This is a genomic window from Burkholderia sp. Ac-20349 (assembly GCF_017104865.1).
Classification (GTDB): domain Bacteria; phylum Pseudomonadota; class Gammaproteobacteria; order Burkholderiales; family Burkholderiaceae; genus Burkholderia; species Burkholderia aenigmatica.
On record NZ_JAAGPM010000009.1, the window covers coordinates 104,241 to 117,838 of the forward strand.

12 protein-coding genes are annotated in these 13,598 nt (G+C 67.9%); 9 read left to right on the top strand and 3 right to left on the bottom strand.

What is annotated here, in order from left to right; translation table 11 throughout:
• The first annotated feature begins 35 nt into the window (after positions 1-35).
• Entirely contained in the window at positions 36-287 is a 252-nt protein-coding gene (locus tag G3N61_RS05255; RefSeq protein ID WP_089452504.1) for a DUF4880 domain-containing protein, read from the top strand.
• Between the two features lie 267 nt (positions 288-554).
• Here the strand turns inward: G3N61_RS05255 and G3N61_RS05260 are convergent, their stop codons facing one another.
• The gene (locus G3N61_RS05260; protein ID WP_043177394.1) at positions 555-1,379 is read right to left on the bottom strand and encodes a hypothetical protein; all 825 of its coding nucleotides are present in this window, start codon (positions 1,377-1,379) and stop codon (positions 555-557) included.
• 164 nt (positions 1,380-1,543) lie between these two features.
• On the opposite strand from G3N61_RS05260, the gene G3N61_RS05265 reads away from it, so the two are divergent.
• Positions 1,544-3,217, top strand: coding sequence for a type II toxin-antitoxin system Phd/YefM family antitoxin (locus G3N61_RS05265; RefSeq protein WP_205821778.1), 1,674 nt, complete (start codon positions 1,544-1,546; stop codon positions 3,215-3,217).
• A 34-nt stretch (positions 3,218-3,251) separates the two neighbouring features.
• On the opposite strand, the gene gspK is transcribed toward G3N61_RS05265, so the two are convergent.
• On the bottom strand, positions 3,252-4,247 hold the full coding sequence (gspK, locus tag G3N61_RS05270) for a type II secretion system minor pseudopilin GspK (protein ID WP_205821779.1): 996 nt from the start codon (positions 4,245-4,247) through the stop codon (positions 3,252-3,254).
• A 33-nt stretch (positions 4,248-4,280) separates the two neighbouring features.
• On the bottom strand, positions 4,281-4,847 hold the full coding sequence (locus tag G3N61_RS05275; RefSeq protein WP_205821780.1) for a hypothetical protein: 567 nt from the start codon (positions 4,845-4,847) through the stop codon (positions 4,281-4,283).
• Positions 4,848-5,669: 822 nt separating this feature from the next.
• On the opposite strand from G3N61_RS05275, the gene G3N61_RS05280 reads away from it, so the two are divergent.
• From G3N61_RS05280 to G3N61_RS05310, 7 genes are all read left to right on the top strand, one after another.
• Complete coding sequence (locus G3N61_RS05280) at positions 5,670-7,322, top strand: ShlB/FhaC/HecB family hemolysin secretion/activation protein (protein ID WP_241017589.1); 1,653 nt, start codon at positions 5,670-5,672, stop codon at positions 7,320-7,322.
• Positions 7,323-7,389: 67 nt separating this feature from the next.
• Positions 7,390-9,195 carry a MotA/TolQ/ExbB proton channel family protein gene (locus tag G3N61_RS05285; RefSeq protein ID WP_205821781.1) on the top strand — a complete coding sequence of 602 codons (1,806 nt, stop codon included), beginning with the start codon at positions 7,390-7,392 and terminating at the stop codon, positions 9,193-9,195.
• 18 nt (positions 9,196-9,213) lie between these two features.
• A complete protein-coding gene (locus tag G3N61_RS05290) occupies positions 9,214-9,624 on the top strand; it encodes a biopolymer transporter ExbD (protein ID WP_043177386.1) in 411 nt (136 codons plus the stop codon).
• A gap of 4 nt (positions 9,625-9,628) precedes the next feature.
• Positions 9,629-10,327 carry a TonB family protein gene (locus G3N61_RS05295; protein ID WP_051889648.1) on the top strand — a complete coding sequence of 233 codons (699 nt, stop codon included), beginning with the start codon at positions 9,629-9,631 and terminating at the stop codon, positions 10,325-10,327.
• 92 nt (positions 10,328-10,419) lie between these two features.
• Positions 10,420-12,231, top strand: coding sequence for a putative porin (locus G3N61_RS05300; RefSeq protein ID WP_089452509.1), 1,812 nt, complete (start codon positions 10,420-10,422; stop codon positions 12,229-12,231).
• Between the two features lie 12 nt (positions 12,232-12,243).
• A complete protein-coding gene (locus G3N61_RS05305; RefSeq protein ID WP_089452510.1) occupies positions 12,244-12,927 on the top strand; it encodes a hypothetical protein in 684 nt (227 codons plus the stop codon).
• A 59-nt stretch (positions 12,928-12,986) separates the two neighbouring features.
• Positions 12,987-13,583 (top strand): YbjN domain-containing protein, encoded by a 597-nt coding sequence (locus G3N61_RS05310; RefSeq protein ID WP_205821782.1) that lies wholly within the window; start codon positions 12,987-12,989, stop codon positions 13,581-13,583.
• Positions 13,584-13,598 lie beyond the last annotated feature (15 nt).

The window sequence follows — 13,598 nt, forward strand, 5'->3', positions numbered from 1 at the left end:
GGTGTGTCGAGGGAGCTTCGGGCGGTGGCGTGATCATGAACGAATCGCAACGGGAGTCGGATCCCGGCGACGCGACTACGCGCGCCGATGCGATCCGCGAGGGCGCCGTGCGCTGGCTGCTGTGGTTGCGCGCCGGCGACACGACGGAACAGGAACTCGACGCCTTCGCGCGCTGGCGCGCGCAGAGCGACGCGCATGCGCGCACGGTTCGCGAACTGATCTGGATGTGGGCCGTGCTGGAGGCGGTCGGCCGTCAGGCGCCTGGCGGGCCGACGCGTACGCATTGATGGGGCGGTTCTTCGGGCGCGCACCGGTGTGGTGCGCAAGCGCATTTGCGCCGTGGCACACGTGCGCTGAAAGAAAGTATGCGGGTTAGGCGGGCCCGCTTCGACCTTGTATATGAGAGAGCGAGGGGGCTGTACAGAGGGGCGGTAAAGCGGAGACCGGGGAACGGAGGTCTGTATGGGCTTCCGGATCACCGCTCACGCATGGTGGCGGGCATGGCCGAGTACGTGCCGGCCGCGTCACGGAAGCCCGGATTCACGACTCGGGATTCAGGAGGGCGCCCCGGGCTGCAGGCCGGCGCGAGCGCCGTTCCAGGCGGCGTCGAGCGGATCGCCGGCATCGCGCAGCGGCTCGCGCAGAAAGGGAAAGCGTTCGACGAACGGTGCGGATTCTTGCAGGGCCACGATATGGTTGACCATCCATTGCAGCAGTTCGCCGCCGTGCCGGACCTGTTCCGGGCGCCAGTCCGGCATCGTCGAGAAGAGGGCCGAGAAGCCGCTCCAGCGCGACGGACGGTCGTTGTCGCCGGGCCGGAAATAGGTGTTCATCGCGACATCGCGCGCATCGGTCAGCGTGCCGACGAACAGCCCGTGCGGGGTCGGCACGCCGATCTGCTGCCAGCCTTCCGCGAGGGCGAGCGAGCGCATCACGCGTGCCGCGACGAACGCGATGCGCGATTCATGCTCGATTTCCGCCAGCGACATCACGCCGTTGCGCTGCATGCAGCGCGCGACCGCATGCGGCCGGATCACGTTCGACGCGAAGCTGCGCAGCACGAGGTCGGGCACGGTCAGTTGAAGCTGGAATTCGCGCAGGCCATGCTCGGCGCTCATCGTCGAGAAGTTGACGAACAACCCTTCTGCATGACCGAGCGCGCCGACGAACGGCTCGAGCCCGAGGCGCGCGAGCTTCGGCGCGATCTGGCGTTCGAGCAGCCGCATCAGGTTGCGGCGGTTGCGCACGCCCGTGAAATCGTCGAGGCCGCGCGTGACCACGTCGCTGATTTCCCAGCGGCGCTCGTCGGCGACGAGCCGCGGCGAGCCGCTCAGGTCGAACCGGGCGCGGCCATGGGCCACGCGGGGATCTACGTACATGCCGGTGCCTCGTGCATCGATTGCGGGCGGACCGCCGCGGCGGCGCGCCGTCGCGCGGGTCCGGACGCCCACGATGCTGCGGCGTCGCGGGCGGCCCGTCAAGTGCGAGCGCGCCGCGATGCAGTCGGGCGAGCGCGCCCGGCCGAACAGTGTGGAGTGACCGGATGATGCGCACGATTGTGGAACGCTTCGTCGAACAGAGCCCAATGACGATCATGACGCGGCTCGTGTTGCAGTGCGCGCTGCACGACGACTGGATCGACACGGCTGTCGACGCGGACGAAGAACCCGACGACGAGTCGATCCGCGAGACGCTGTTCGCGCTGGCGGTCGATGCGGTCGCGGCGATTGCCGCGCAGACGCAGACGCGGATGCAGTCATCGCAGATGCCGCACGGCGTGCCCGGGAACGCGCTGTCCGCATCCGGTGCCGCGGTGGCCGCGCTTCACGACGGCATGAGTCGATGGCGGGCCGGCTGGGGCCGTGCGCTCGTCAGGGACAGTGTCGATCTGCTGTTGCCCGTCGCGGCGACGCGAGCCGACGAACGCGGGCGCACGCTCGGCGGGATGCGGCTGCGCGTGCTGGACGGCACAGGCGACAGTTGCGCGCCGGGCGGTGCCGGTTGCGACTGCGGCCGCGCGTGCGACGATCCGGCGCGCGATGCGGCACTGGGTTTGACCGGTGCGCGCGTGCTGCCGGTCTACGATCCGGAGCTTGCGATGATCGTCGACCTGCTGCCGGTCGAGCGCGGCCGCGTACATGAACGCGCGTTCGTCGGCGCGCTGCTGGAAACGGTGCGGCCCGGCGAGTTGTGGATCGTCGATGGCCGTTTCGATATCGACGCGATCGTGTCGGGCTGGCCGCGCCGCGGCGGCGCATTCGTGCTGCGCGACGACGGTGGTGCGACGGCATGCCGCCCGCTCGGCGACTGGCGCGCTGCCGGTCCGCTCGATGGCGGTTACGTTCGGGAGCAGGCTGTCGGTATCCCGGGCGAAGGCGACGCGGCCGGTACGCTCAGGCGAATCGAATGGCGCGATCGCGGTGCCGACGGCAACGGGGGCGCGGCGGTCGCGGTACTGACGAACCTGCCCGCCGAACAGTTCGACGCGGGCCAGGTGATGCAGCTGGCGCGCCGGCGCTGGCGCGATGCGCTGCCGTTTCCGCTCGAGCCGGTACTCGGTGGCGCGTTGTTCGGCAGCGTGCCCGCCCGTGCGTCGCAGCTTGCGAGCGGCATCGCGGCACTCGCCTACAACGCGTTCAGCGTGATGACGCGCGTCGTCAGCGGCGCGCTCGGTCTGGACGAACGCGACGCGGAACGGGTGCCGTCGCATATCGCCGAAGGCGTCGCCACAACCTATGTGGGGATGATGATCGCGCTGCCGCCCGACTGGTGGCGACGCTACGACCAGTTGCCCGCGGCGACGCTCGGCCAGATCGTACGGATGCTCGCCGTGCACGTCGATCCGCGCAGTGAGCGGCGCAGGCGCCGCGACAACCGGTTGTCGGCGAAGTCGCAGGCACTGCTGCGCGCGGCGACGGTCGAACACCTGCTGCATGACGACGGCGGCGATCCGGCCGCGAACGTGTTCAGCCTGCGCACGATCGCGATGGCGACGCGCGACTTCAGCAGCAATCCGTCGAAGGCGCTGCGGCACGCAGGCGAGGCGCTCGTGATGGTCACCAAATACAACCGGCCGATCGCGTTGCTCGTGTCGATCGACGACTGGAACCGGCTGCTCGGCGAAGTGCGCGAGACGAGCCTCACGCGGCTGTCGTTCGATTGCGCGGCGACGCAGGGCATGCACTCGGTCGCGTTGAGCGAATCGTCGCTGAACTAGCTGGCGATGACGAAGTGGCGCGCAGGCGCCGCGATCAACTCGTCAGCCGGTGGACCCAGATCACCGACGTCCACGTGAAATTGCCGCTGCCGTAGCGCGCGATCAGCGTGTCGACACGTGCGTTGATGCGCGCCGAATGCACGCGGCAATGCACGATGAAGTAGAGGCTGTTGACGCCGACGGTCGAGCCGTCCGGCAGCGTCGGATTGCCGCCGCGCGCGGGCAGCAGGTACTCGGCGATGTCGCCGGTGCTGACGAAATACGCGGTGCCGCGCCGGTCGACGAGCCGCTTGGCCTGGCTCGCCGACAGCGTCGGAATCGCGGCGACGAGCACGGGTTCGGCCGCGGTATTGGCATTGACGGTGGTCAGGTCCGGCAGGATCGTCGTGAACGGCGCCAGCGTCTCGATCGCACGCGCGTCGTAGCCGGGAATGCGTGCGAGATCGTCGATCGACACGAGCTGCAGCGGCCAGCCGTCGGGGCCGTTGGTGTCGCGCAGCGAGCGCAGCATGTAGTCGGCCGTCTGCTGCGCGAGCGCGGGATCGAGCGACAGCTGGCTCAGCAGCCGCCGATACGCGAGCACGCCTTCGCCGTTGGCCTGCCACGGCTTGCCGGGCGCCATGCGCGTCACGAGGTTCGTCAGGTTGAAGCGCGCCTGCGCATCCTCGACATGGCCGGAGATCCAGGCGCGCGACAGCTCCGCATTGACCGCCGCGGTTTCGGGCGGCAGCAGGTCCGCAAGCTGCACGTCGGCGGCCGGCGACGACCACGGCTGGCCGACGAACGTGACGTTCGACGTTGCGCTCTGCGCGCGCAGCGTCGCACGCGCCCATTCGACCGCCGCGCGCTCGACCCACATCGTCTGCGTCGCGAGCCGCTGGTTCTCCACGTCGCGCGTCGCAACCTGCTGGCGCCACAGCACGCTTGCCGCGAGTGTCGCCGCCAGTGCGACGACGAGCAGCACCGTGACGATCGCGATGCCACGTTCGCGCGGCGGCCGCGTTCTGCCCGACTTGCCGTATCGATGCATTCGCTTGCTCCTGCAAGGACGATGTGACTGTGGTCAGTCCTCGAACACCAGCCACGCATGGGCGATGCTCGCATGCGCAGATGACGTGACGCCGAACATCGCGGTGAGTCCGGTCACCCAGAACGCGAGCGTCGCGGGATGCGTGCCGCCGGTCGTCAGCGCCAGCGGGCCGACCAGCGATGCGATCGCATGCGAGCACCACAGCAGCAGCACGAACAGCGCGCACCCGACGGCCATCGCGACGAAGAACAGGTAGAGCGCGACCGTCGAGCGTCGGGTGAACGGCCTGCGATGATGGCGCTGGTTCGCGGCGACGATCGCGGCTCCGTTCGCGACCGGCACGATCGCCATCGCGAGCATCCAGAACAGCGGCTGATCGCTCGACGCGTCGATCAGCAGCAGCGTGCCGATCGTCCAGATCGGCGGCGCGAGCAACGTGAGCGCGACCCACGACAGCAGGTGCCAGACCAGCCAGGGGGCGCGCCAGCGCAACGGGCGCCGCGCCGCGGCAAAGGCGGCGGGCGGCGGCCGGCGCGCGATCGCGGCATGGCCGGACAGGCGTTCGGCGAGCCACCGTACGAGCATCGTCGCGAATGACATGGATCGACCCGGTCGTTGATGTCTTTACCCAATAGCTAGGACGAAGCGGACGGCCGCAACCCGCAGGATTTCTCGTCGCCGGGACGTTTGCCGTCGTGCCGCATCGCGCGTGCGGCGCGCGGAAACGGTCTCGCGCGCATCTCGTGCATATCTTCAGCGGAATGTCACAAAAACTTCCCGGTTGAAACCCGAGGATTGTCGTGCCGTCCGCAAGGGGCGACGCGCGCTGCGCGACGCGTTCGGGGCGGCAACACGTTTGCCGGCGATCGCGCACGCGCGCGGTGCCCAGAAGCCTTGACGGCCTCGGCAGACGATACGTACCCGAAACGGGGGCCACGCACATTCCTGCGCAACGCGCCGCGCGATTCACGCGGCGCTCGTTGCGCGCGCATTGCAGGCCGCACGCTGGCGGCCGTGTCCTGCTTCCGGCGTCGAGTCGGACGGTCAGTCGGACGGCCGGTTGGACGGCCCGCTAAAAAAGTTTGCGGCAATGCGCGCCCAGTTCCGTCTAGGTAGGTGAGAGCGGCGACTCGTGCGCCGCCCACGATGGTCGTTGTCGATCGACGCATCAGTGCCGATGCGTCGGCGGGCAGTCGGTCGCGACGATGCGTGCTGGAGATTGCGGGTTTTCCGGATTCGCTTCGTCCTTTCCGGTAGATGCCGTCGAACGCACTGGATACGGAAATCGGGAAAAGCATTGCGCAGATCATGATAAGGATGACGAACAAACCGTCATCAAAGTGAAACAGGCATTTGATAGCGGAGCGAACGGCTGGTGCGGTGTGCTTCGTTGCGATCCGGAACAACAAAGGGGAATGGCGCATGCCGCCGAGAGTAGACCGCAAGTCACGTGAACGATGGCGGCTGAACTGCCGATGCCTGGCCGGTGTCGTGCTGGCCGGAGGGCTGGGCCTCGCGCCGGGCGTTCATGCGCAGGAAGCCGCGCCGGCTGCGAAGGCGGCGCCGGCCGCGCCGCAGTCGTTCGACGTGAATGCCTTCGTGGTGCGCGGCAACACGACGTTGCCGACGCTCGAGATCGAGAAGGCCGTGTATCCGTTCGAAGGGCCGGGCCGCACGCTCGCCGACGTGAACGCGGCACGTGATGCGTTGCAGAAGGTGTACCAGGATCGCGGCTACCAGTCGGTCGTCGTCGAGCTGCCGCAGCAGCAGGTGAAGAACGGCGTGATCCTGCTGCAGGTGACCGAGGCGAAGGTCGGCCGCTTGCGGGTCGACGGCGCGAAATACAACTCGCCGCAGAACATCCGCGATGCAGTGCCCGCGCTGTCCGAAGGCCAGGTGCCCGATTTCAACCAGGCGCAGCAACAGCTCACCGACCTGAACCGCTCGGCGGACCGGCAGGTGATTCCGATCCTCAAGCCGGGCGCGCTGCCGCAGACGGTCGACGTCGACCTGAAGGTCGACGATCACAGCCCGCTGCATGGCTCGCTCGAACTGAACAACGACAACAGCCCCGGCACGTCGACGCTGCGCACGACCGCGAACCTCAGCTACTCGAATCTCTGGCAGCTCGGCCACGTGATTTCCGGCACCTACGTGCTCGCGCCGCAGCATCCGAACGATGCGCGCGTCTACGCGTTCTCGTATCTCGCGCCGATCAAGGATTCGCACTGGAGCTTCCTCGCGACGGTCGTGCATTCGGACAGCAACGTCGCGTCGGTCGCGAGCACCAACGTGCTCGGCAAGGGCACCACGTACGGCTTCACCGCGATCTATTCGCTGCCGGCGTCGGAAACCTACGCGCACTCGGTCAGCATCGAGATCGACCGCAAGCACTTCGACGAAAACGTGTCGATGCCGGGCCAGCCGAGCTCGACGGCGCCGCTGACGTACGTGCCGGTGACGCTGTCGTACAACGGGCAACTGAGCCTGAAGAATTCGCAGACGTCGTTCGCCGCATCGGTGACGACCAACCTCCGCGGCGTCGGCAGCGACTGGGGCGCATGGGACAACAAGCGCTACAACGCGACGCCCGATTTCGTGTACGGCAAGTTCGACGTCAACCACACGCAACGCTTCGCGAACGACATGCAGGCGAACGCGCACGTGAACGCGCAGATCTCGAACTCGCCGCTCGTGTCGAGCGAGCAGTTCGCCGCAGGCGGGATGAACAGCGTGCGCGGCTACATGCAGGCCGAGGACACGGCCGACAGCGGCGTGATCGCATCGGTCGAGCTGCGTAGCCCGTCGCTCGCGAAGTGGCTCGGCGGGGCGGTCGGCAGCCGCGTGAACGAATGGCGCTTCCACGCGTTCTTCGACGCGGCGCACCTGTGGCTGCTGAGCCCGCTGCCGGAGCAGACGTCGCGTTTCAACCTGATGAGTGTCGGCGTCGGCACACGCGTGCAGATCATGAAGTATGCGAGCGCGGATTTCGAGGCCGGCTGGCCGTTGAAGGCGGGCGTCTATACGCGGCAGTACAGCCCGCGATTCGATTTCTACGTAAGGCTGGGTTTCTGACGGATTTTTTTTGATCGTGCCGGGGCGATGCGACGAGCGCGGCGCCCGCACATTCGGGGAGTGGATCGTGAAGCGAGTCTTGTTTTTCCTGTTGGCGGTGATGCTCGGCGTGCTGCCCGGCATCGCGAATGCATGGTGGCAGAACGACTGGTCGTACCGGAAGGCGATCACGATCGACGCGAGCGCGAAAGGCGCGAACCTCGCGGAATCGGCCGGCCGCGTGCCGCTGCTGATCCGCCTGCACTCGGGCAACTTCCAGTTCGACGGGCTGGCCGACAACGGCGCGGACATCCGCTTCGTCGCCGCCGACGACAAGACGCCGCTGAACTACCACATCGAGCAATACGATCCGGTGCTCGGCGTCGCGCTGATCTGGGTCGACATCCCGAAGATGCCGGCCGGCGCCGCGGAGTCGATCTGGATGTACTACGGCAACAAGAAGGCGCCGGACGGCAGCAAGCCGGCCGAGACGTTCGATGCCGACTACACGCTCGTCTACCACTTCAACGGCGCGGCGGGTGCGCCGCCGAAGGACCTGACCGCCTATGGCAACCACGCGCAGAACGCGTCGTTCCAGACGGTCGAGGATGGCATCGTCGGCAAGGGCGCGCGGTTCGACGGCAACGGGTCGCTGACGCTGCCGGCGAGTGCGTCGCTGAACGTACCGGCGGGCGGCAGCTTCACGTTCAGTGCATGGGTGAAGCCGTCGGCGCTTGCCCCGAACACGTTGCTCTACAGCCGTCGCGACGGCGCGAACGCGCTGCTGATCGGCCTCGACAACGGCGTGCCGTTCGCGGAAGTCCAGGGTGCGGCAGGCAATCCGGCGCCGGTGCGCACGCCGGCCGCAGCGCCGGTCGCCGCGAACCAGTGGACGTATCTCGCGGTCACGGCCGACGGCAAGAACCTCACCGTCTACGTGAACGGCAAGCAGGCCGCGCAGGTCGCGGCGACGCTGCCGGCACTGAACGGTGCGGCGACGGTCGCGGCGGACGCACCGGGCGCACCCGCAGGGTTCGCCGCGTATTCGGGCGCGCTCGACGAACTGCGTCTGTCGAAGATCGCGCGCTCGCCGGCCGCGATCGCGGTCGACGCGCTCGCGCAGGGCTCGGAATCGAAGCTCGTCGCCTATGGCGCCGACGAGAAGCAGTCGGGCTTCGGCTTCGGCTACTTCGGCGTGATCGTGCAGTCGGTGACCGTCGACGCGTGGGTCGTGATCACGATCCTGCTCGGCATGGCGCTCGTGTCGTGGGTCGTGATGTGGACGAAGGCGCGCTACGTCGGCACCGTCGACAAGGCCAACCAGTATTTCGTGCAGCGTTTCCGCGAAGTGGCCGGGCGTCATCTGGTCGGCCTCGCACATGTCGACGAAGCGAGCGCCGACGGCCGCCGGCTGTACCAGTCGTCGCTGTACCGGCTGTACAAGGCCGGCGTGCATGAAATCCACAGCCGCGTGGACGGCAACGGCCGCACGGTGATTACGTCCGAATCGATCGAGGCGATCCGCGCGTCGATGGATGCAACGCTCGTGCGCGAGAACCAGAAGCTGTCGAAGTCGATGGTGCTGCTGACGATCGCGATCTCGGGCGGCCCGTTCCTCGGGCTGCTCGGCACGGTGGTCGGCGTGATGATCACGTTCGCGGCGATCGCGGCGGCCGGCGACGTGAACGTGAACGCGATCGCGCCGGGTATCGCCGCCGCGCTGCTCGCGACGGTCACGGGCCTGTTCGTCGCGATCCCCGCGCTGTTTGGCTACAACTACTTGCTGATCCGCAACAAGAACGTGACCGCGAACATGCAGGTGTTCGTCGACGAATTCGTCACGCGCCTCGCCGAAGCGCACCGCGCGCCGGATCACGCGGTGCTGGCCGACTGACGCACGCAGGAGACCACCATGCAGGTTCAGGACGACGACAAGCCGTACGACGACATCAACATCACGCCGATGCTCGACCTCGCGTACGTGCTGCTGATCATCTTCATCATCATGACGACTGCTTCGGTGCAGGGCATCAAGGTCGATCTGCCGAAGGCGAGCTCGTCCGCGAGTCTCGCGAAGCCGAAGACGAAGGCGATCACGGTGGCCGATTCGGGGCAGGTGTTCCTCGACGCGTACCCGGTGACGATGGACGAGCTCGAAAGCCGGCTGCGCACCGAGAAGGCGACCAATCCGGAGTTTCCGATCGTGTTGAAGGGCGACGCGGGCGTGCAGTACCAGAAGGTGATGGACGTGCTCGACCTGTTGCGCCGCCTCGATCTGTCGCAGGTCGGTCTCGTGACCGGCAAGGCGAAGCAGGGCGGCTGACGCGATGGAAATGACCTACAACGGCGGCCCGCCGGACAAGGGCCCCGGCCGCTACGTGAAGCCCGTCGCGATCGCGCTGGTGCTCGCCGGCGTGGCCGCGCTGATCTGGCATTTCGCGGGCGACACGGCCGGCGTGAAGCGCGTGAGCGCGCCGCAGGTGACGACGGTGATTCCGTTGCCGCCACCCCCGCCGCCGCCGAAACAGAAGCCGCCGCCCGAGAAGGTGAAGGAAGAGGTCAAGACGCCGGTCGACCGGCCGACGATCGCGCCGAAGCCGTCCGAGGCGCCGAAGCCGTCGGACAACCAGCCGAAGCAGATGACGATGAATGCCGATGCGCAGGCGGGCACCGACAACTTCGGCATCGGTGCGGGCGACGGGTCCGGCATGCTCGGCAGCGGCGGGGGCGGCAAGTTCGGCAACGCGAGCTACGCGCAATACATGGTGTACGTGCTGCAGCGCGCGATCGAGCAGGACAAGGGCGTGCAGGAGGCCGGCGGCGCGCGGTTCGCGGGCAGCCTGAACCTGTGGATGGATGCGTCGGGGCGGATCACGAAGGTGACGGTCGCGCAGTCCACCGGCGACGCGAAGATCGATGCGGCCGTCGTCGCGGCGGTCGAAGCGCTTGGCAGGGTCGACGAGGTGCCGCCGCCCGCAACCGCGTATCCGGTGCTCGTCAAGCTTCAGGGGCGCAAGCCGGCATGACGATGCGTGCGCGAAACGACGAAAGAATCATGGGGTGGCGCCGTCGCACGGATGCCGCCGGAAAAGAAACGAAAATTGTTCGGAGTGCTTCGATGATTCGGAAGATGAACGGACGGGGTGGGGTGCCCCGCAACGGCGCGCTGCCCGCGCGCCTGTCGCGCGTCGGCGCGGCGGTGCTGACGCTCGGGCTGGCCTGCGCGTCCGCCGCGCACGGGCAATCGCTCGAGGCGCAGGCGGCGTCGGGGAAAGCCGCGCCGACCGAGAGCGTGGTGATCAACCTGATCAACCTGCTCGTGAAGCGTGGCGTGCTCACGCAGCAAAACGCGAACCAGCTGATCAGCGAGGCGCGCACCGAGGCCGTGCAGGCGAGGTCGGCCCGCGCATCGGGCGCGCCGGTCGTGGCGGGTGGGGTCGTCAATCCGCCGACACAGCCGGGCGATGTCGCGGTGCCGTACGTGCCGCAGCTCGTGCGCGACCAGATCCGCGACCAGGTGAAGCAGGAAGTGATCGCGCAGGCGAAGGCCGAGAACTGGGCGCAACCGAACACGTTCCCCGACTGGGTGTCGCGCATCAAGCTCGACGGCGACCTGCGCGTGCGTGACGAGTATCACTTCTATGGCGGCCGCAACACCAACGGCGTGACGAATTTCGCGGCGATCAACCAGGGCGGCGGGTTCGACGTCAACTCGAACACCAACAACACGCAGATTCCCACGCAGAACACGCGGGAGAACCGCAACAACCTGCTGCGCTACCGCGCACGGCTCGGCGTGACGGCAACGCTGTCCGACGAAATGATCGCCGGCATCCAGCTCGCGAGCGGCAACGACAACGGGCCCGTGTCGACCACGGCCACCGCGGGCGGCGGCTTCGCGAAGAAGAACATCTGGCTGAACAAGGCGTTCTTCGCGTACCGGCCGACGCCGTGGCTGAACCTGACGGCCGGCCGGTTCGACAATCCGTTCTTCAAGTCGGACCTGGTGTTCTCGGACGACCTGATGATGGACGGCCTCGCCGCGAACCTGCGCCATGCGCTGCCGTGGAATCCGGACGTCACGCTGTTCGGCACGCTCGGCGTGTTCCCGATCCAGTACACGAGCGAGAACTTCCCGTCGAACAGCACCGACAAGGCCGGCAGCGACACGAAGTGGATGTTCGGCGCGCAGTTCGGCGCGGACTGGAAGATCGACGCGAAGAACCGGCTGCGCGGCGCGGTCGCGTACTACGACTTCCAGAACATGCGCGGCACGCTGTCGTCGCCGTGCGCGCTGTATCTCGGCGCGACGAGCTGCAGCACCGACAACGAGGCGCCGGCATTCATGCAGGGCGGCAACACGCTGGTCGCGCTGCGCAACATCGTGCAGAACCCGAATCTCGCGCCGGGGATGACGCCGCAGCCGCAGCTGTTCGGCCTGGCCTACAACTACCGGCTGCTCGACCTGAAGGCGCAGTGGGACACGGTGGTGGCCGATCGCTTCAAGCTGCGTCTCGACGGCGAATACGTGCGCAACCTCGCGTACAACGACAACAAGGCGTTCGCGGCGGCGTCGCTGCCGGTCAACAACTACGATTCGACGTCGGTGAACGCGACGCGCGCCGACTACCGCAGCGGCCCGAACGGCTTCCTCGCGAAGGCGACGTTCGGCGAGCCGGAGCCGCGCGAGAAGGGCCAGTGGAACTTCTCGATCGCGTACAAGTACCTGCAGCCGGACGCCGTGCTCGACGCGTTCAACGATCCCGACTTCCATCTCGGCGGCACCAACGCGCGGGGCTACGTGCTCGGCGCCGCGTATGCGGTCGCACGGGACACGTGGGTGTCGGCCCGTTACCTGAGCTCGAAGGAAGTGTACGGGCCGCCGGTATCGATCGACGTGCTGCAGATCGAGCTCAATGCTCGCTTCTGACCGGAGCCGCGGATGAACACGATCACTCGCACGATGTTCGCGGCCAGCGTGGCCGGCACGCTGCTGCTCGCGGCCGGCGGCGCGCACGCGCAGAGCATCGAGGACAAGCTGCGCAGCCAGTTGCGCTCGACCGTGCAGGAGCTGCGCCAGTTGCAGGACAACCAGGCGCAGTTGCAAAGCGACAAGGTGGCGGCCGAGAAGCAGCGCGACGACGCGCTCGCGCAACTGAAGGCGATGCAAGGGCAACTGGCGGCCGCGCACGGCGACTCGGGCGCCGAAGCGGCCGCGAAGCGCGCGCTCGCGCAGGAGCGGGCGGGCCGCGAGCAGGACGCGAAGTCGCTCGCGAAATACAAGTCGTCCTACGAGGACTTGCTCGCCGTGTCGCGCGCCCGCGATACGCAGCACACGCAACTGCAGAAGGACGTGGCGGCGCGTGACACGCAACTGAAAACCTGCCAGGCACACAATGCCGAGCTGTATCGCGTGGGGCACGAGATTCTCGACGCCTACGAGCACGTCGGGATCGGCACGCTGTTCTCGTCGCGTCAGCCGTTCGCGCAGTCGGCGCGCGTGAAGTACGACGACATTGCGCAACGCTACGGCGATGCGCTATATGCGGGCAAGTACGACCCGGCTGCGCGGCCCGTTGCCGCCACGCCGGCACCGGCATCGGCCGCTGCGGCAAACCCGCAGTGAGCGCGCGGCCCGCAGCCGGGGTCGAACCGATCGATTCGTTGAATACGGGGAACACTGAGATGCAAGACAAGCAACCGAACGCCGGCGATGAACGCGCGGCACACGATGCGCCGATCGAAGCGATCAGCGCCGACCACCTCGCCGACGTGCTGCGCCGCGCGGGCTACCGCGTGACGGCGGCCGAACAGAACGGCGCGGTGCAACTGATGAGCGCGAGCCAGGGCATCGGCTTCGCGGTGCGCTTCGGCAACCCGGCCGCCGTGCTCGCGCCGCAGGGGCCCGACGCATCGCCCGCGTCGCTGCTGTTCATCGACTACACGCTGTCGTGCGTGCTGCAGGTGCAGGGTGAATTGCCGGCCGAACTCGTCGCGGACTGGAACCGGACCAAGCGCTTCGCGCGTCTCGCGAGCCACGGGCCGTTTCTCGCGCTGGAGATGGACGTGGTCGTCGCGGGCGGCGTGTCGGAGCGCTACCTGCGCTCAACGATCGAGCTGTGGGATCGCCTGATTCAGGAGTTCCTGCTGCACCTGCGCAATCGTCCTGCGATGGCCGAGCAGGAAGCGGCGGCGCGCGCGGCGGCGGCAGGCGATCCGGCCACCGCGTCGGCCGCCGAGGCGGCAGCGGCAGTCGCCGGGCTCGAGGCTGCCGCGCAGTGACGCTCGGCGCGAGCT